The organism is Streptomyces sp. NPDC058459 (genome assembly GCF_042721685.1).
In the GTDB taxonomy this organism is placed as follows: domain Bacteria; phylum Actinomycetota; class Actinomycetes; order Streptomycetales; family Streptomycetaceae; genus Streptomyces.
Genome location: NZ_JBHXLV010000066.1, coordinates 1 through 16,516, shown reverse-complemented (window position 1 = coordinate 16,516; position 16,516 = coordinate 1). Strand labels below are relative to the sequence as shown.

The window sequence follows — 16,516 nt, the reverse complement described above, 5'->3', positions numbered from 1 at the left end:
ATTCTATGATGGGCCTCATGGCTGAGGAGACCCGGACCGCGCGAACGTCCGCCGCGCACGATGCACAGGCACCCCCGACGACCCCCGCCGCCCCGCCCGCCTGGGCCGTACGACTGGTCGTCGTCGGCATCGTGCTGGCCGCGGTCAATCTCCGCCCGGCCATCACCAGCCTGGGTGCGCTGCTGGAGGAGGTCCGCGACGGGCTCGGCATGAGCGGCGGCGTCGCCGGACTGCTGACCTCCGTGCCCTCGCTGTGCTTCGCCGTCTTCGGCGCCACCGCGCCGCGCCTGGCCCGCCGCTTCGGACCGGGCGCGGTGGTCTGCGCGGGCATGACCGCCATCACCGCGGGGCTGCTGATCCGGCCCTACATCGGCTCCACCGCCGGGTTCCTGGCGGCCAGCGCGCTCGCCCTGATGGGCATCGCGGTGAGCAACGTGCTGATGCCGGTCATCGTCAAGCGCTGGTTCCCGGACCGCGTGGGCACCATGACCGGCCTGTACTCGATGGCACTGGCCCTCGGCACCTCGCTCGCCGCCGCCGTCACCGTCCCCCTCACCGGCGCCCTCGGCGGCCAATGGCAGTCCGGGCTCGCCGTCTGGGCGGTCCTCGCGGCCGTCGCCGTACTGCCCTGGCTGCCGCTGGTCCGCGAGCGGGTGCCCGCGCCGGCGCCGGCTCCGGGCGCGGAAGCGGCTCCCCGGCTGCGGATCGCCCGCAGCCGCACCGCCTGGGCGCTCGCCGTCTTCCTCGGCCTCCAGGCCACCGCCGCCTACATCAGCATGGGCTGGATGCCGCAGATCTTCCGCGACGCCGGGGTCCCGGCCGGCAGAGCGGGCCTGCTGCTCGCGCTCACCATGGTGATGGCCGTCCCGCTGGCCTTCGTCATCCCGCGCCTGGCGACCCGGCTGCCCCACCAGGGCCCCATCGTGCTGGCGCTGAGCGCCTGCGGCCTCGCGGGCTACGCCGGGCTGTTCTTCGCGCCCGCCACCGGGTCCTGGGCCTGGGCGGTGCTGCTCGGGGTGTCCAACTGCGCCTTCCCGCTCGCGCTCACCATGGTCGGCCTGCGGGCCCGCACCGGTCCGGGCGTGGCCCAGCTGTCCGCGTTCGCGCAGAGCACCGGGTATCTGCTCTCCATCCCGGGCCCGCTGCTGGTCGGCGTGCTCTACCAGCGCACCGGGGGCTGGGGGGTGCCGCTCGCGCTGATGGCGGCGCTGATGCTGCCGCAGACGGCGGTCGGGTTCCTCGCGGGACGGGACCGGATCGTGGAGGACGAGGCGGGCCGGTAGGGCGTCCCGGCGTGCCCCGGCGCGGCCCGGCGCGGGGGAGGGTGGGACACTGGCCGCATGCAGCCTGTGCTCGACCCGAACCCGCCGAACAGCCAGAAGAAGATCCTGATCGTCTTCGGTTCGTTCTTCGCCATCTTCGTCGTCATCGGCATCGTCGCGATGATGCTCGCGCCCTGATCCCACCGGGCCGCGCGCCCGATGGTGGGGCTTTCCCCCCATCCCCTAGGGGGCGGGGATCAGGGTCAAGTGGGTGGAAGCCCGGATGGGTTGACGGCCGGTGTTCGCATAGCTTCGAGGGGTACGGGGACGCAGACCCCCCGGACGGCCCGACGAGCGACGGAGGCGACCATGCCGGTCCCCGCCCACACCCGGCCCCACCCGGCTGCCCATGCCCATGCCACCACCCGGCTGCCCTGGTGGGCGCTGGCGCTGCCCGTGCTCGCCTTCGTCGCACTCCTGATACTCATCATGAACCCGTCGAACGCGCACGCGGCGAGCGGCGACCCCGCCCTGGCACAGCTCGTGGAGCACGCCCGGCAACTGGTCGCGCACTGAGCCGCCGCCCGCTCGTACCGGTGAATCCGCATGTCAACTCCCTGCGCCAGGTGGCCTGTTTCATGCGAAGCTGGGTGACATGAGCGTCGCTGAACCCCGCAGGATCGTCCTCTTCCGCCATGCGAAAGCCGACTGGCCCCAGGTGTCCGACCATGAGCGCCCCCTCGCCGACCGGGGCCGCACGGACGCCCCCGTCGCAGGCAGCAGGCTCGCCGACACCGGCATCGCCTTCGACCTGGCCGTCTGCTCCACCGCGCTGCGCACCCGCGAGACCTGGAAGCTCGCCGTGCACGAACTGGATCACCGGCCGAAAACCGTCTATGAGGACCGGGTCTACGAAGCCTCGCCCGGCGAGCTGATCGCCGTGCTGAACGAGACCCCGGACGACGTGCGCGACGTGATCCTCATCGGCCACAACCCCGCCGTGCACAACCTGACCGAGATCCTCGCCGGGACCGCCGAGAGCGACGCCCGGGAGCGGATGAAGCGGCGCGGCTTCCCCACCTCCGCCTTCGCCGTACTCACCTTCGACGGTGAGTGGAAGGACCTGGAGGCGGGCAAGGCGACGCTGGTCGACTACTGGGCGCCCCCGGAGTGACCTGCCCGGACATGAGCGGGGCCCGGAACCACGACGGCTCCGGGCCCTCTCTCCCCCTGGTGCTCCCCCTGGCCTCCCGGCTCAGTCCTCGTCGTGCGTCTGGGCCGCCTCGACCTCTTCGCGGCTGATGCCCAGCAGATAGAGCACGGTGTCGAGGAAGGGGAAGTTCACCGCAGTGTGCGCCGCCTCGCGGACCACGGGCTTGGCGTTGAAGGCGACGCCCAGACCGGCCGCGTTCAGCATGTCCAGGTCATTGGCGCCGTCACCGATCGCCACCGTCTGCGACAGCGGCACCCCCGCCTCGGCGGCGAACCGGCGCAGCAGCCGCGCCTTGCCCGCCCGGTCCACGATCTCACCGGTGACCCGGCCGGTCAGTTCGCCGTCGACGATCTCCAGCGTGTTGGCGTGCGCGAAGTCCAGCCCCAGCCGTTCCCGCAGCGCGTCCGTGACCTGCGTGAAGCCACCGGAGACCACCCCGACCTGGTAGCCCAGGCGCTTCAGCGTACGGATCAGCGTCCGCGCGCCCGGCGTCAGCCGGACCTCCTCGCGGACCTTGTCCACCACCGAGGCGTCCAGCCCCCTCAGCAGCGCCACCCGCGCGTGCAGCGACTGCTCGAAGTCCAGCTCCCCGCGCATCGCCGCCGCCGTCACCTCGGCGACCTCGGCCGCACAGCCCGCGTGCGCGGCGAACAGCTCGATGACCTCGTCCTGGATCAGCGTCGAGTCCACGTCCATGACCACCAGCCGCTGCGCCCGCCGGTGCAGCCCCGCCGAGACCACGGCGATGTCGACCCCCAGCGCCGACGCGCTCGCCGCCAGCGCGGTACGCAGCGGCGCCGTCTCCACGCCGGACACGGCGAACTCCACGGCCGTCACCGGATACTTGGCGAGCCGGAAGATACGGTCGATGTTGCCGCCGGTCCCCGCGATCCGCGCCGCGATCGCCGCCGTCGACCGGGCGGTCAGGGGATGCCCCAGCACCGTCACCAGCGAGCGGCCGACACCGCGCGGACGGTTGTCGCCGTGGCCGGAGATGATCTCGGCCTCCATCTTCATCGACTCGGCCCAGCTGTGCACGGTCGACCGGAGGTCGCCCTCCATCCCGTCGGCGGGCTGCGTGACCAGCGCGCACAGCACCAGCCGGCCCCGCGTCACGACCTGCTCGATGTCGACCACGTCGACCTGGAATGCGCCAAGCGTGTCGAACAGCCCGGCCGTGATCCCGGGCCGGTCCTTCCCGAAGACCTTGACGAGAAGAGTGGGGACCTCACCGGTCCGCGAAGCGACGATCTGCGAAGCGCTCATGGTCCCACCACCGTATCCGCCCCCCGCGGACCCCCGCCCGACAGGTCTGCCAACCGGACAGGGGCCGCCCGGCGAAGAACCACCGGACGCCCCCGCGTCCCCGGCCCCGGTCCGGCACACTCACTCCACGGTCCCCCCCCTCGGCCGGGTACGGCGGCGGCCACGACTTCGAGAAGTCGAACAGCGACTCCCTGTCCATGCGGGAGTACTCCGCCTCGGTGGCGCGTCTGACGTGCACACCGTTCCGTTGACAGGGCCTGAGGAACGACAGCTCCACGTGACCTGGTCCGAAGCCCTGAAGTTCCCTCTCCTGGGGTGCCGTTGAGCGGCTGGGCGGCGGAGCCGTGTCCCGGTCGCGGTCAATTACCCCCCTCCGCACCGGTATCCGCCCCCTGAGCCGCGTGCGCGTACACGTCCGACTACCAGTTGGGTGCCCGCGCCTGGAATAGTTCCCCACGATGTTCGACATCCCTAGACTCCCCGTGTCGGGGCGGATCGGGGGACAACTCAGTGGGGCATGGAGTGCCGGAACTCGTACTGGAAACAAACGGACAGACCTGGACGCTCGATCCGTCCCGGTCCTACGCCCTCGGACGCGATCCGCAGGGCGACATCGTCTTCGACGACGCCAGGGTGTCCTGGCGGCACGCCACGCTCGCCTTCGACGGGCGCACCTGGGTCATCGAGGACCACGGCAGCACCAACGGCACCTTCGTGCGGGGGCACCGCGTCGGACACACGGAGTTGGGGGCCGGCACGGCCGTACACCTCGGCAACGCGACCGACGGCCCGCGGCTGGACCTGACCGCGGCCGGCGCCGCGCAGACCGCGCCGTACGCCGCCCAGTCCGCGGCCTGGGCCCAGCCGACACAGGCCGTACCGCAGGCCGCGCGGCCGAAGGGCCCCGAGTGGCAGAGCGGCCCGCAGCAGGCACCGGTCTTCCCGCACCAGCAGAACGCCGCGCCGGAGCAGCCCGCCCACGGCGACCGCAGCCCGACCACGTTCCACCAGTTCGCCCTCGGCCGCGTGATGCGCATCGGCCGCTCGCTGGACAACGACCTCGTCGTCTCCGACCTCCAGGTCTCCCGGCACCACGCCGAGTTCCAGACGACGCCCGAGGGCCGCTTCGAGATCCGCGACCTCGGCTCCCACAACGGCACGTACGTCAACGGCCAGCCGATCGCCAAGGGCGGCACCGCGGTCCTAGGCCCGGACGACATCGTCGGTGTCGGCCACTCGGCCTTCCGCATCGTCGGCGACCGGCTGGAGGAGTTCGTCGACACCGGCGAGGTGTCCTTCTCCGCCCGCCACCTCACCGTCACGGTCGACGGGGGCAAGCAGATCCTGCGGGACGTCTCCTTCGGCGCCCCCGAGAAGTCCCTGATCGCGGTCATCGGCCCGTCCGGCTCCGGCAAGTCCACCCTGCTCAAGGCGCTCACCGGCTACCGCCCCGCCAACGAGGGCGAGGTGCTCTACGACAACCGGAACCTGTACAAGCAGTTCGCCGAGCTGCGCCAGCGCATCGGCCTGGTCCCGCAGGACGACATCCTGCACAAGGAGCTGAGCGTACGGAAGGCGCTGAAGTACGCGGCCAAGCTGCGCTTCCCCGCCGACACCACCCGCGCCGAGCGCGACGCCCGCATCGACGAGGTGCTGCGCGAGCTGAAGCTCGACATCCACAAGGACAAGAGGGTCACCTCCCTCTCCGGCGGCCAGCGCAAGCGCGTCTCGGTCGCCCTGGAGCTGCTGACCAAGCCCTCACTGATCTTCCTGGACGAGCCGACCTCGGGCCTCGACCCCGGCATGGACCGCGATGTCATGCAACTGCTGCGCGGCCTCGCCGACGACGGCCGCACGGTCCTGGTCGTCACCCACTCCGTCGCCGAGCTGGCCCTGTGCGACAAGCTGCTGGTGATGGCGCCGGGCGGCGCGGTGGCCTACTTCGGCCCGCCGGAGGAGGCGCTGAACTTCTTCGGCTACGACACCTGGGCCGACGTCTTCTCCGCCTTCGAGAACTACCGCGACTACGACTGGGCGGACCGCTGGAAGGGCTCCCAGCACTACCAGATGTACGCCGCCGACCTCGACGCGGTCGCCGCCCCGTCCGTCACCGCGCCCCCGCCGCGGGCGGTCAAGCCGCCCAAGCCGCAGAGCTGGGGCTCCCAGCTGCTGACCCTGGTCCGGCGGTATGTGGCGGTCATCGGCTCCGACAAGGGCTTCCTGGCGCTGACGGTGATCCTGCCGGCCGTGCTCGGCGCGGTCAGCCTGCTGATCCAGCACGAGAAGGGGCTGCTGGTCAACCCGCTCAACCCCAGGACCGGCCTGCACGTGCCCAACGGCACGGCGACGACCGTCCTGCTGATCCTCGCGGTCGGCGCCTGCTTCGCGGGCGCGGCGAACTCGGTCCGCGAGCTGATCAAGGAACGGGTGATCTACGAGCGAGAGCGCGCGACCGGCCTGTCCCGCTCGGCCTACCTGATGTCCAAGGTGGTCGTCCTGGGCGCCGTCACGGTGCTCCAGGGCCTGTTGGTGGGGCTGATCGGTTTCGCCAGCCGGGAGATCCCGGACCGGGGTCTCGTCCTCGGCGGCTCGACCCTGCTGGAGCTGTGCCTGCCGGTCATGGCGCTGGGCTTCACTTCGATGATGTTCGGCCTGGTCATCTCGTCGCTGGTGCGGACCGCGGAGAAGACCATGCCGCTGCTGGTGATGTTCGCGATCATCCAGGTCGTGTTCACCGGCTGCCTGTTCACCCTGCACGGCACGCCGGGTGTCAACGAGTTCTCGTACCTGATGCCGTCCCGCTGGGCGGTGGCCGCGGCAGGCACCACGCTGGACTTCAACAACATCGCGCCGAACACCGACGACCCCACCAGCACCGACCCGCTGTGGAACCACTCGGCGGCCGCCTGGAGCCTGGACATGCTCGCGCTGATCGCGCTCGGCGTGGCCTGCGGCTTCCTCGTCTCGCGCTTCCTGCGGCGGCACGAGCCCGAGGTCATGCGCAAGTAGCTACACCCGCTCCGAGGGGCACCGGGAGCAACGTGAAGGGCGGCACCCCGTTAGGGTGCCGCCCTTCCGCGTCGTCTCAGAGGTCCGCGCCGACCTCAGTACGCGCTGTTCACGTTGTCGATCGTGCCGTACCGGTGCGCCGCGTAGTTGGCGGCGGCGGTGATGTTGGCGACCGGGTCGTAGATGTTCCAGGACGTGCCCTTCACGTGGTACGTGGAGAACGTCGGCGGGATCACCTGGAGCAGACCCTTGGACGGGATGCCGTTGATGGCGTTGATGTCCCAGCCGTTGATGGCACGCGGGTTGCCGGAGGACTCCCGCATGATGTTCTTGTGCAGGCCGTGGTAGCTGCCCGGGATGCCCTTGGCGCGCATGATGTCGAGGGACTGGCGGATCCAGCCGTCGAGGTTGTTCCTGTAGGTCTTCGCGGCGACCGTCTCCATCTGGGGACGCTTCGCGGACCGGTCAGCGGCCTTCGCGGAACGCGACTCGGCGGCCTTGCGCTCAGCGGCCTTGCGCTCGGCGGCGGCCTTCTTCTTCGCGGCGTCGGCGGAGCGCTGCTTCGCGGCCGTGGCGGCGTCGGCGGCGCGCTGCTCGGCGACCGCTGCTGCCTTCTGCTTCGCCTTGACGGCGTCCAGCTTGACCTTGTCGCTCGTCAGCGGGCTGCTGAGCGTGGCGTCGAGGTCACGGGCCTGACCGTGCTCGGCGGCCACCTGCCTGGCGGCCACGGCCGGGGTACCGCCGGCCACGGTCGTGGCGCCGCCGGGGGCGGCGGACAGGGCGATGGCGGCCGCGCCGAGGGTGCTGACACCGGCGATGGCGATCTTGTGCTGCTTGTTCAGCGTGGAGAACTTCTCGAGCGGGCGACTGAGACGACGATGCAGGGTGTTCTTGAGCATGGCTGGATGGACCTCTTCGATCTGGCGCGGAGGTCGCTCTCGCGTCCGCCGGGGGAATCGGTCCCTCCAGCACGAACGCCGCGGGATGGACCGCGGCGCTGAGCGACTGGAGCAATTCTTAGCGGGAGCAAAATGCCCTGGCAATGATGTGACGTACGAAGCGCGGTAGTGGATCAGGTCGACGTAAAACAGGACAGACCAGCACATCCGCCGTGTTCCTCTGGGGTACTTTGTCTCCTATGTCCGATCGTAAGTGATGTGCGTCCTATGCGAGGGCTCACACCGGTATGAGCGCGAGGTCACTCAGAAGTCCTGGTGTGCTGCTGTGCGTAGGCAAACTATCCGGACACCTTCTGTCTGTGCGTGCCCGCCCGCCCGCGCGCGCTTACCACCTCGTCCACAGAGGTGCTACGGCCCTCCGTCCGCGGGCCTAGGTCCAGGGTCCCGGTCACCGCTGTCCACAGGCCGATCCGGGTGTCGGACCCCGCCGGTACCGTGAGGGCATGAGTCAAGGTCCCCCGGGTCCCCCGTCCGGTCTCGCCGCGGTGAGCGCCGCGCTGCTGGCCATGAGCAGGCACCTGGAGGTGCGCGACGTCCTCAAGACAATCGTCGCCTCCGCCCGCGAGCTGCTCGACGCCCGGTACGCGGCCCTCGGCGTCCCCGACGACCACGGGGGCTTCGCCCAGTTCGTCGTCGACGGGGTGAGCGACGCCCAGTGGAAGGCCATCGGCCCGCTGCCCCGCCAGCACGGCATCCTCGCCGCCATGCTGCGCGAGGGCCGCCCGGTCCGCCTCGGCGACGTACGAGAGGACCCCCGCTTCGAGGGCTGGCCGGCCGCCCACCCCGAACTCGCCGACTTCCTCGGCCTGCCCATCCGGGACGAGGACGAGATCATCGGGGCCCTCTTCCTGGCCAACAAGAACTGCCCCAGACCGCACGACGGCTGCGGCTTCACCGAGGACGACCAGGCCCTCCTCGCCCTCCTGGCCCAGCACGCCGCCATCGCCCTCACCAACGCCCGCCTCTACGAACGCAGCCGCGAACTGACCATCGCGGACGAACGCTCCCGCCTCGCCCACGAACTCCACGACGCGGTGAGCCAGAAGCTGTTCTCCCTGCGCCTGACCGCCCAGGCCGCCACCGCCCTCGTCGACCGCGACCCCGCCCGCGCCAAGGACGAACTCCACCAGGTCGCCGCCCTCGCCGCCGAAGCCGCCGACGAACTGCGCGCCGCCGTGGTCGAGTTGCGCCCCGCCGCGCTGGACGAGGACGGCCTCCTCGCCACCCTCCGCACCCAGATCCAGGTCCTCGACCGCGCCCACACCGCCCGCGTCACCTTCACCGGCCACGGCTTCCGCGCCCTGCCCGCCGCCCAGGAGGAAGCCCTGCTGAGAGTCGCCCAGGAAGCCCTGCACAACGCCCTGCGCCACTCCGGCGCCGAGCACGTCCACGTCGACGTGGCACGGCGCGGCCGGGGGGCCGTCCTCCGCGTCACCGACGACGGCCGAGGCTTCGACCCCACCGCCGTCCGCCGCGCGGGACGCCACCTCGGCCTGGTCTCCATGCGGGACCGGGCGAGCGGCGCCGGCGGCACCCTCACCGTGGAATCCGCGCCCGGCAAGGGCACCGAGATCGAGATGGAGGTCCCCGGTGGCTGACCCGATCAGGGTGCTGCTCGTCGACGACCACCAGGTCGTCCGACGCGGCCTGCGCACCTTCCTGGAGGTGCAGGACGACATCGAGGTCGTCGGCGAGGCCGCCGACGGCGCCGAGGGAGTCGCCCGCGCCGAGGAGCTGAGGCCCGGCGTCGTCCTGATGGACGTCAAGATGCCCGGCACCGACGGCATCGACGCCCTGCGCAGGCTCCGCGAACTCGGCAACCCGGCCCGCGTACTGATCGTCACCAGCTTCACCGAGCGCCGTACCGTCGTCCCGGCCCTGCGCGCGGGCGCCGCCGGTTATGTCTACAAGGACGTGGACCCCGACGCCCTCGCCGCCGCCATCCGCTCCGTGCACGCCGGCCACATCCTGCTCCAGCCCGAGGTGGCCGACGCCCTGCTCACCCAGGAAGAGGGCAACACGGGCCAAGGGAGAAGCGGTTCACTCACCGAGCGCGAGCGCGAGGTGCTCGCCCTCATCGCCGACGGCCGCTCCAACCGCGAGATAGCCCGCGCCCTGGTCCTCTCCGAGAAGACCGTCAAGACGCACGTCTCCAACATCCTGATGAAACTCGACCTCGCCGACCGCACCCAGGCCGCGCTGTGGGCCGTACGCCACGACGCGACCGGCTGACGAGCCCCCGGAGCCCGTCAGCGCATCCCCCGCTCCCGCTCCTCCACCACCGAGTTGTACGCCGCCACCCGCGCCCGCCGGGCCGTCCGCTCCACCGGGCGCAGCGCCTCGGTGCGGGAGGCCATCTCCGAGGCGCTCACCGCGCCCCCGTGCCCCCGCTCCTGGGCCAGCGAGACCAGCAGCCCCACCCGCCCCGCCAGCTCCAGCACCCGTGCCGCACGCGGCGGATACCCCGGTGCCAGCACCTCCCCGTCCCGCTCGGCCCGCGCCCGGTACGCGTCGATCGCCGCGGCGGCCACCGGACCCGAACCGGCCACGTCCAGCCGGGACAGCACCTCGGTGGCCTCCCGCAGCGCCTCCGCCAGCTCCCGCTCCGCCTCACCGAGCGAGGGCACATCGGCCGGCGGCGCCTCCCGCACCGGGAGCACATGCCACACCACCTCCACGTGCACATCGCCCGCCGGCCCCGCCTCCGACACCTCCGGCACCAGCCCGAAGGCGGCCCCCGTGCAGACCACCGCCTCCCCGGCGGCCAGCGCCCGCGCGTTGAAGTCCGGCGGACCGCTCAGCCCCAGCGGATGCCCCGGCGCCGGCAGCGCCACCCGCAGTCCGGTCACCCCGAGCGCCCGCAGCCGGCCCAGCGCCAACGTGAGCCCCACCACCCCGCTCTCACCCGGCAGCCCGGCCACCCGGTGCACCGCGTCCTCCCCCACAGCGGCGAGTACGGCGTCATCCGGCGAGACGATTCCGGCCAACAGGGCATTTCCCCAAGCGGCGAGGCGTCCTGAACGAGGTTCCGTGAGCATGCCCCCACCCTAAGGACCGGACCGATGGAATGGAGCGGGGCACTCGTGGCGTAGATTTCATATGGGCTGCGCCCGTCGGCGCGGCGGACCGAGCCACAGGCGTAAGCGACAGCCGAGACCGGCCACGACGCAAGGGGAGACAACGCGCTCATGAGCGATGTTCTGGAGCTTCAGGACGTATCCGTGGTCCGTGAGGGCCGGGCTCTGGTGGACCAGGTCTCCTGGTCGGTCAAGGAGGGCGAGCGCTGGGTCATCCTCGGCCCCAACGGCGCCGGCAAGACCACCCTCCTCAACGTCGCGTCCAGCTACCTCTTCCCCACCAAGGGCACCGCCACCATCCTCGGCGACACCCTCGGCAAGGTCGACGTCTTCGAGCTGCGCCCCCGCATCGGTGTGGCCGGCATCGCCATGGCCGAGAAGCTCCCCAAGGGCCAGACCGTCCTCCAGACCGTCCTCACCGCCGCCTACGGCATGACCGCGGGCTGGCAGGAGGAGTACGAGGACATCGACGAGCAGCGAGCCCGCGCCTTCCTCGACCGCCTCGGCATGAGCGAATTCCTCGACCGCCGCTTCGGCACGCTCTCCGAGGGCGAGCGCAAGCGCACCCTGATCGCCCGCGCCCTGATGACCGACCCCGAACTGCTCCTCCTCGACGAGCCCGCCGCCGGACTCGACCTCGGCGGCCGGGAGGATCTCGTCCGCCGCCTCGGCCGGCTCGCCCGCGACCCCATCGCGCCCTCCATGATCATGGTCACCCACCATGTCGAGGAGATCGCCCCCGGCTTCACCCACGTCCTCATGATCCGCCAGGGCAAGGTGCTCGCCGCCGGACCGATCGAGCTGGAGCTGACCTCCCGCAACCTCTCCCGCTGCTTCGGCCTCCCCCTCGTCGTCGAGCAGGCCGGCGACCGCTGGACCGCGCGCGGCCTCCCGCTGGGCTGACTCGCGCCCTGCGGCCGTCGCCGGTGACCACCGGCACGTTCGCACCCTGTCGGCGGCCCGACCCCCGGACCTACCATGACCGTGTGAACGACATAGACGCATGGGTGTGGTGGCTCGTCGGCGCCGTCGCCCTCGGAATCCCGCTCGTCGTCACCGCCATGCCCGAGTTCGGCATGCTCGCCGTAGGAGCCCTGGTCGCCGCGGGTGCGGCCGGACTCGGCTTCGGCATCGTCGTGCAGGTCCTCACCTTCGTGACCGTCTCGGTCGCGCTCATCGCCGTGGTCCGCCCCATCGCGGCCCGCCACAGCAGTGGGCGCCCCTACCTGCCCACCGGGATCGACGCGTTGAAGGGCAGACAGGCCGTCGTCCTCGAACGGGTCGACGGCTCCGGCGGACGCGTCAAACTCGCCGGGGAGATCTGGTCCGCCCGCGCCCTGGACACCGCCCGCGCCTACGACGTCGGCCAGGAGGTGGACGTCGTGGACATCGAGGGAGCCACCGCGATCGTCATCTGACAGCCGCCCGGCCCGGACGACCTCGCACGACACCTGACCTCGCGCGACTCAACTGAACCGAACAGCCCACGACTTGCCCGACGGTCTGACAGACTCGACCGGCAAGATCTTTCACGACTTCCGCCGCGCGCACCGATGCGAAGAGGGGATACGGGGAACACGATGGAACCGGTCATCATCGTCCTGGTCATTCTGGTGGTGTTGGTCTTCATCGCCCTGATCAAGACCATCCAGGTCATCCCACAGGCCAGCGCCGCCATCGTCGAGCGCTTCGGCCGCTACACCCGCACCCTGAACGCGGGCCTCAACATCGTCGTCCCGTTCATCGACACCATCCGAAACCGCATCGACCTGCGCGAACAGGTCGTACCCTTCCCGCCCCAGCCGGTGATCACCCAGGACAACCTGGTGGTCAACATCGACACCGTCATCTACTACCAGGTCACCGACGCCAGGGCCGCCACCTACGAGGTCGCCAGCTACATCCAGGCGATCGAGCAGCTCACCGTCACCACGCTGCGCAACATCATCGGCGGCATGGACCTGGAGCGGACCCTGACCTCCCGCGAGGAGATCAACGCGGCCCTGCGCGGCGTCCTCGACGAGGCCACCGGCAAGTGGGGCATCCGCGTCAACCGCGTCGAGCTGAAGGCCATCGAGCCGCCCACCTCCATCCAGGACTCGATGGAGAAGCAGATGCGCGCCGACCGCGACAAGCGCGCCGCCATCCTCACCGCCGAGGGCACCCGGCAGGCCGCCATCCTCACCGCCGAGGGCGAGAAGCAGTCCCAGATCCTGCGCGCCGAGGGTGAGGCCAAGGCCGCCGCCCTCCGCGCCGAGGGCGAGGCCCAGGCCGTCCGCACCGTCTTCGAGGCCATCCACGCCGGCGACCCCGACCAGAAGCTCCTCTCGTACCAGTACCTCCAGATGCTCCCGAAGATCGCCGAGGGCGACGCCAACAAGCTCTGGATCGTCCCCAGCGAGATCGGCGACGCCCTCAAGGGCCTCTCCGGAGCCATGGGCAACTTCGGCAACTTCGGCGGAGGCGGCGGCGCCGTGCCCCAGCAGACCAAGGGCACCGGCACCGACCGCCGCGAACGGCCGACCATCGACTGACGACCCCCGGCCACGACAGCGGTGCCCGCCCTCCCACACCGGGAGAGCGGGCCCGACCGTCATGTACGTGATTTACGCGGCCGCGGACGGTGCGAGCCACTCCGGCAGCGCGGCGAAGTCGGCCGACCCCAGGGCCAGGAGCATCGCGTCCGCCGGAGTCGGCTCGAACGGCTGCCGCAGCAACGGCATCCCCGCCTGCTGCGGAGTCCGGTCGGCCTTGCGGTGATTGTCCTCCGCGCAGGACGCCACCGTGTTCAGCCACGAGTCCGCGCCCCCCTGCGCCCGCGGCACCACATGGTCCACCGTGCTCGCCGCCCGCCCGCAGTACGCGCAACGGTGCCGGTCCCGCACCAGCACCCCCCGCCTCGACCAGGGCGCTTGTCTTCGGAACGGCACCCTCACGTATCTGCACAGCCGGATCACCCGGGGCGCCGGCATGTCCACCAGCGTGCCGCGCATCCGCAGCCCGGTGTGCGCCTGCTCCACCACCGCCTTGTCCTGGAGCACCAGCACGACGGCACGGTTCACCGTCACCGTCGACAGCGGCTCGAAACTCGCGTTGAGGACCAACGTGCCACGCATCCCGCCCACCTCCCGTGCGCCTGTCCGCACCCCCGGCGGACCTGGATCAACTCTGGACGGGCGCATCGAGATGGACAACGAAATAAAAAGCGCCCACCCCTGATCACTTCCAAGACCAGAGGCGGGCAAACACCGAAGGGGCACTCAGCCCCGCGCGGGAATCTCGTACTCCCCGACGAGCTGGGCACGGGCCAGCGCGTGGAAGCGCAGATTGAAGCCGACGACCGCCGGAGTGGCGTCCTCGCCGACACTCAGCCGGTCCTCGTCCACCGCGTACACCGTGAACACATAGCGGTGCGGACCGTCGTCCGGCGGCGGGGCGGCGCCGACGAACCCCGGCGCGCCGTCGTCGTTGCGCACCTGCACGGCGCCCTCGGGCAGCCCCGCGAAGTCGCCGCTGCCCGCACCCGCCGGCAGCCGCGTCACCGACGCCGGGATGTCGAAGACCACCCAGTGCCAGAATCCGCTGCCGGTCGGCGCGTCCGGGTCGAAGCAGGTCACCGCGAAGCTCTTGGTCTCCGGCGGGAAGCCGGACCAGCTCAGCTCCGGAGAGGTGTTCCCCTCCGACTGGACCTGGGCGCTCTTCAGCGTCCCGCCCTCGGCGATGTCCTCGCTCGTCACCGTGAACGACGGCACGGGCGGATGGAAGTCATGGGGGAGCGGCCGCCGCTTGGGCTCGGTCACGTCGATACCTCCTGCTGATCGTTCCGTTCGGTGGCTTCGACCTTAGAACCAGTTCCGCTTGCTGCCGACCTCGGACAGCCACTGGTTGAGGTAACCCGCCCAGTCGGTGGTGTGGAAGTCGTGCAGGCCCACCTGGAAGGAGCGGAAGGTGTCCGAGCCCTCGCTGAACAGCCCCGGCTTCTTGTCCATCTCCAGCACGACGTCCATCGCGTTGTCGTCGGCCACGAAGCTGACCTCGACCTGGTTCAGGCCCCGGTACTGCGACGGCGGGTAGAACTCGATCTCCTGGTAGAACGGCAGCCGCTGCCGGGTGCCCCGGATGTGGCCGCGCTCCAGGTCGGCGTTCTTGAAGCGGAAGCCGAGCTGGATGAACGCGTCCAGCAGCGCCTTCTGCGCGGGCAGCGGGTGCACGTGGATCGGGTCCAGGTCGGAGGAGTCCACCGCGCGGGCGATCTGCAGCTCGGTGGTCACCCCGACGTGCATCCCGCGCAGCTCCTGCCCGTCGATCACCGTGACGGGGGTCTCCCAGGGGATCTCCAGCCCGAACGGCACCGCGTGCACGGCCCCGGCCCGCAGCTCGAAGGCGCCACCGAGCCGGACCTTGGTGAACTCGACGTCCTGCTTGTACTCCTGGTCGCCGCTCTCCACCTCGACCTTGGCCTGCAGACCGACGGACAGCCCCTCGATGTTCTGGTCGACCGAGCCGCCCTGGATACGGACCTCGCCCTGCACGACCCCGCCGGGCACCACGTTGGCCTCGGTCAGCACCGTCTCGACGGACGCACCCCCGGCCCCCAGGCTCGCGAGCAGCTTCTTGAACGCCATTGACTCTCCCTTTACGAATGGACCCTCGCCCCGTACGAACGCGAATCGGCCGTGACCGGTTCCGCGGGGACGACGACGCGGCTGCACTACCCTCGGAGGGCATGATCACGCCCCCGGACCGTACGCCACTGCCTCGGGAGTTCTTCGACCGTCCCGTACTGGAGGTCGCCCCTGACCTCCTCGGCCGCCTCCTGATCCGCACCACACCCGACGGCCCGATAGCCCTCCGCCTCACCGAGGTCGAGGCGTACGACGGCCCGAACGACCCCGGCTCGCACGCCTACCGGGGCCGCACCCCCCGCAACGACGTGATGTTCGGCCCGCCCGGCCATGTGTACGTCTACTTCACCTACGGCATGTGGCACTGCATGAACCTCGTCTGCGGCCCCGAGGGCACGGCGAGCGGTGTGCTGCTCCGCGCCGGCGAGATCGTCGAGGGAGCGGAGTTCGCCCGCAAGCGCCGGCTTTCGGCCCGCCATGACAAGGAACTGGCCAAGGGCCCGGCCCGCCTCGCCACCGCGCTGGACGTGGACCGCTCGCTCGACGGCACCGACGCCTGCACACACGGGGACACCCCGATCCGCGTCCTCGCGGGCACCCCCGTCCCTCCCGAACAGGTACGCAGCGGGCCGCGGACCGGAGTGTCCGGCGACGGCGGAGTCCACCCCTGGCGCTTCTGGATCGCGGACGACCCCACCGTGAGCCCCTACCGGGCCCATGCACCAAGACGCAGGCCACGTTGACTCGTCCTCGCGGGATGCGTAAGGTAGTCCGAGCCGCTTGAACCGGGTACGGCAATCGCCTGCAGCCGGAAGCGGCCACCCACTATTTGTGACATCCCCTGGCGGGGATGATTTCGGCGTGCCCGCACGTCCGAATTCGACTCCGTGAGACTCGATTTTGAGTCGCGGCGGAGATCGACTAACGTAGTGAATGTCGAAAGGTCGGACGGCGAAAGCCGAAAAGCCCAAGGCAATCCCGCTCCGACAGGGAATCAGGCGCCGAAAGGTTCTGATAGAGTCGGAAACACCGAAGGGAAGCCCGGAGGAAAGCCCGAGAGGGTGAGTACGAAGGAAGCGACCGTTCCTTGAGAACTCAACAGCGT

The 16,516-nt window shown here is 70.8% G+C and carries 17 protein-coding genes; 11 read left to right on the top strand and 6 right to left on the bottom strand.

What is annotated here, in order from left to right; translation table 11 throughout:
* Positions 1 to 5 precede the first annotated feature (5 nt).
* The 4 genes from ACFWN1_RS15145 to ACFWN1_RS15130 all read left to right on the top strand — a co-directional run bounded on the left by ACFWN1_RS15145 (position 6) and on the right by ACFWN1_RS15130 (position 2,436).
* Positions 6 to 1,283 carry a CynX/NimT family MFS transporter gene (locus tag ACFWN1_RS15145; RefSeq protein WP_384361639.1) on the top strand — a complete coding sequence of 426 codons (1,278 nt, stop codon included), beginning with the start codon at positions 6 to 8 and terminating at the stop codon, positions 1,281 to 1,283.
* A 57-nt stretch (positions 1,284 to 1,340) separates the two neighbouring features.
* The gene (locus tag ACFWN1_RS15140) at positions 1,341 to 1,460 is read left to right on the top strand and encodes an SGM_5486 family transporter-associated protein (protein ID WP_384361637.1); all 120 of its coding nucleotides are present in this window, start codon (positions 1,341 to 1,343) and stop codon (positions 1,458 to 1,460) included.
* A gap of 171 nt (positions 1,461 to 1,631) precedes the next feature.
* On the top strand, positions 1,632 to 1,838 hold the full coding sequence (locus ACFWN1_RS15135) for a hypothetical protein (RefSeq protein WP_384361634.1): 207 nt from the start codon (positions 1,632 to 1,634) through the stop codon (positions 1,836 to 1,838).
* A 79-nt stretch (positions 1,839 to 1,917) separates the two neighbouring features.
* Complete coding sequence (locus ACFWN1_RS15130) at positions 1,918 to 2,436, top strand: SixA phosphatase family protein (RefSeq protein ID WP_384361633.1); 519 nt, start codon at positions 1,918 to 1,920, stop codon at positions 2,434 to 2,436.
* 81 nt (positions 2,437 to 2,517) lie between these two features.
* On the opposite strand, the gene serB is transcribed toward ACFWN1_RS15130, so the two are convergent.
* On the bottom strand, positions 2,518 to 3,741 hold the full coding sequence (gene serB, locus ACFWN1_RS15125) for a phosphoserine phosphatase SerB (protein WP_384361630.1): 1,224 nt from the start codon (positions 3,739 to 3,741) through the stop codon (positions 2,518 to 2,520).
* Positions 3,742 to 4,263: 522 nt separating this feature from the next.
* Between serB and ACFWN1_RS15120 the strand changes: the two genes are divergently transcribed.
* Positions 4,264 to 6,750, top strand: a complete 2,487-nt coding sequence (locus ACFWN1_RS15120) for an FHA domain-containing protein (RefSeq protein ID WP_384361627.1) — start codon at positions 4,264 to 4,266, stop codon at positions 6,748 to 6,750.
* A gap of 95 nt (positions 6,751 to 6,845) precedes the next feature.
* On the opposite strand, the gene ACFWN1_RS15115 is transcribed toward ACFWN1_RS15120, so the two are convergent.
* Positions 6,846 to 7,649: a transglycosylase SLT domain-containing protein gene (locus ACFWN1_RS15115; RefSeq protein WP_384361625.1), complete on the bottom strand. Its 804-nt coding sequence runs from the start codon at positions 7,647 to 7,649 to the stop codon at positions 6,846 to 6,848.
* 503 nt (positions 7,650 to 8,152) lie between these two features.
* Between ACFWN1_RS15115 and ACFWN1_RS15110 the strand changes: the two genes are divergently transcribed.
* Together ACFWN1_RS15110 and ACFWN1_RS15105 are read left to right on the top strand one after the other, a co-directional pair.
* Positions 8,153 to 9,307 carry a GAF domain-containing sensor histidine kinase gene (locus ACFWN1_RS15110; RefSeq protein ID WP_384361623.1) on the top strand — a complete coding sequence of 385 codons (1,155 nt, stop codon included), beginning with the start codon at positions 8,153 to 8,155 and terminating at the stop codon, positions 9,305 to 9,307.
* A complete protein-coding gene (locus ACFWN1_RS15105) occupies positions 9,300 to 9,941 on the top strand; it encodes a response regulator (protein ID WP_384361621.1) in 642 nt (213 codons plus the stop codon). The genes ACFWN1_RS15110 and ACFWN1_RS15105 overlap by 8 nt, the downstream gene beginning before the upstream one ends.
* A gap of 17 nt (positions 9,942 to 9,958) precedes the next feature.
* Here ACFWN1_RS15105 and ACFWN1_RS15100 read toward each other — a convergent pair whose 3' ends face one another.
* Positions 9,959 to 10,747, bottom strand: a complete 789-nt coding sequence (locus ACFWN1_RS15100; protein WP_384361618.1) for a hypothetical protein — start codon at positions 10,745 to 10,747, stop codon at positions 9,959 to 9,961.
* A 150-nt stretch (positions 10,748 to 10,897) separates the two neighbouring features.
* Here ACFWN1_RS15100 and ACFWN1_RS15095 point away from each other — a divergent pair, with 150 nt between their 5' ends.
* From ACFWN1_RS15095 to ACFWN1_RS15085, 3 genes are all read left to right on the top strand, one after another.
* Entirely contained in the window at positions 10,898 to 11,689 is a 792-nt protein-coding gene (locus ACFWN1_RS15095; RefSeq protein WP_384361616.1) for an ABC transporter ATP-binding protein, read from the top strand.
* Positions 11,690 to 11,772: 83 nt separating this feature from the next.
* A complete protein-coding gene (locus tag ACFWN1_RS15090) occupies positions 11,773 to 12,204 on the top strand; it encodes an NfeD family protein (RefSeq protein ID WP_384361613.1) in 432 nt (143 codons plus the stop codon).
* A gap of 162 nt (positions 12,205 to 12,366) precedes the next feature.
* A complete protein-coding gene (locus ACFWN1_RS15085) occupies positions 12,367 to 13,320 on the top strand; it encodes an SPFH domain-containing protein (RefSeq protein ID WP_384361610.1) in 954 nt (317 codons plus the stop codon).
* Positions 13,321 to 13,392: 72 nt separating this feature from the next.
* Here the strand turns inward: ACFWN1_RS15085 and ACFWN1_RS15080 are convergent, their stop codons facing one another.
* The 3 genes from ACFWN1_RS15080 to ACFWN1_RS15070 all read right to left on the bottom strand — a co-directional run bounded on the left by ACFWN1_RS15080 (position 13,393) and on the right by ACFWN1_RS15070 (position 15,411).
* Positions 13,393 to 13,902, bottom strand: coding sequence for an HNH endonuclease (locus ACFWN1_RS15080; protein ID WP_384361608.1), 510 nt, complete (start codon positions 13,900 to 13,902; stop codon positions 13,393 to 13,395).
* A gap of 144 nt (positions 13,903 to 14,046) precedes the next feature.
* Positions 14,047 to 14,586: a YbhB/YbcL family Raf kinase inhibitor-like protein gene (locus tag ACFWN1_RS15075; protein ID WP_384361606.1), complete on the bottom strand. Its 540-nt coding sequence runs from the start codon at positions 14,584 to 14,586 to the stop codon at positions 14,047 to 14,049.
* A 42-nt stretch (positions 14,587 to 14,628) separates the two neighbouring features.
* The gene (locus tag ACFWN1_RS15070; RefSeq protein ID WP_384361603.1) at positions 14,629 to 15,411 is read right to left on the bottom strand and encodes a sporulation protein; all 783 of its coding nucleotides are present in this window, start codon (positions 15,409 to 15,411) and stop codon (positions 14,629 to 14,631) included.
* A gap of 101 nt (positions 15,412 to 15,512) precedes the next feature.
* Between ACFWN1_RS15070 and ACFWN1_RS15065 the strand changes: the two genes are divergently transcribed.
* Positions 15,513 to 16,154: a DNA-3-methyladenine glycosylase gene (locus ACFWN1_RS15065; RefSeq protein ID WP_384361600.1), complete on the top strand. Its 642-nt coding sequence runs from the start codon at positions 15,513 to 15,515 to the stop codon at positions 16,152 to 16,154.
* The last annotated feature ends 362 nt before the right edge of the window (positions 16,155 to 16,516 follow it).

Bases quoted from the DNA above. Each gene is read 5' to 3' on its own strand.
- ACFWN1_RS15145 (WP_384361639.1), top strand. From the start codon at position 6: ATGATGGGCCTCATGGCTGAGGAGACCCGGACCGCGCGAACGTCCGCC.
- ACFWN1_RS15140 (WP_384361637.1), top strand. From the start codon at position 1,341: ATGCAGCCTGTGCTCGACCCGAACCCGCCGAACAGCCAGAAGAAGATC.
- ACFWN1_RS15135 (WP_384361634.1), top strand. From the start codon at position 1,632: ATGCCGGTCCCCGCCCACACCCGGCCCCACCCGGCTGCCCATGCCCAT.
- ACFWN1_RS15130 (WP_384361633.1), top strand. From the start codon at position 1,918: ATGAGCGTCGCTGAACCCCGCAGGATCGTCCTCTTCCGCCATGCGAAA.
- serB (WP_384361630.1), bottom strand. From the start codon at position 3,741: ATGAGCGCTTCGCAGATCGTCGCTTCGCGGACCGGTGAGGTCCCCACT.
- ACFWN1_RS15115 (WP_384361625.1), bottom strand. From the start codon at position 7,649: ATGCTCAAGAACACCCTGCATCGTCGTCTCAGTCGCCCGCTCGAGAAG.
- ACFWN1_RS15110 (WP_384361623.1), top strand. From the start codon at position 8,153: ATGAGTCAAGGTCCCCCGGGTCCCCCGTCCGGTCTCGCCGCGGTGAGC.
- ACFWN1_RS15100 (WP_384361618.1), bottom strand. From the start codon at position 10,747: ATGCTCACGGAACCTCGTTCAGGACGCCTCGCCGCTTGGGGAAATGCC.
- ACFWN1_RS15095 (WP_384361616.1), top strand. From the start codon at position 10,898: ATGAGCGATGTTCTGGAGCTTCAGGACGTATCCGTGGTCCGTGAGGGC.
- ACFWN1_RS15085 (WP_384361610.1), top strand. From the start codon at position 12,367: ATGGAACCGGTCATCATCGTCCTGGTCATTCTGGTGGTGTTGGTCTTC.
- ACFWN1_RS15080 (WP_384361608.1), bottom strand. From the start codon at position 13,902: ATGCGTGGCACGTTGGTCCTCAACGCGAGTTTCGAGCCGCTGTCGACG.
- ACFWN1_RS15070 (WP_384361603.1), bottom strand. From the start codon at position 15,411: ATGGCGTTCAAGAAGCTGCTCGCGAGCCTGGGGGCCGGGGGTGCGTCC.
- ACFWN1_RS15065 (WP_384361600.1), top strand. From the start codon at position 15,513: ATGATCACGCCCCCGGACCGTACGCCACTGCCTCGGGAGTTCTTCGAC.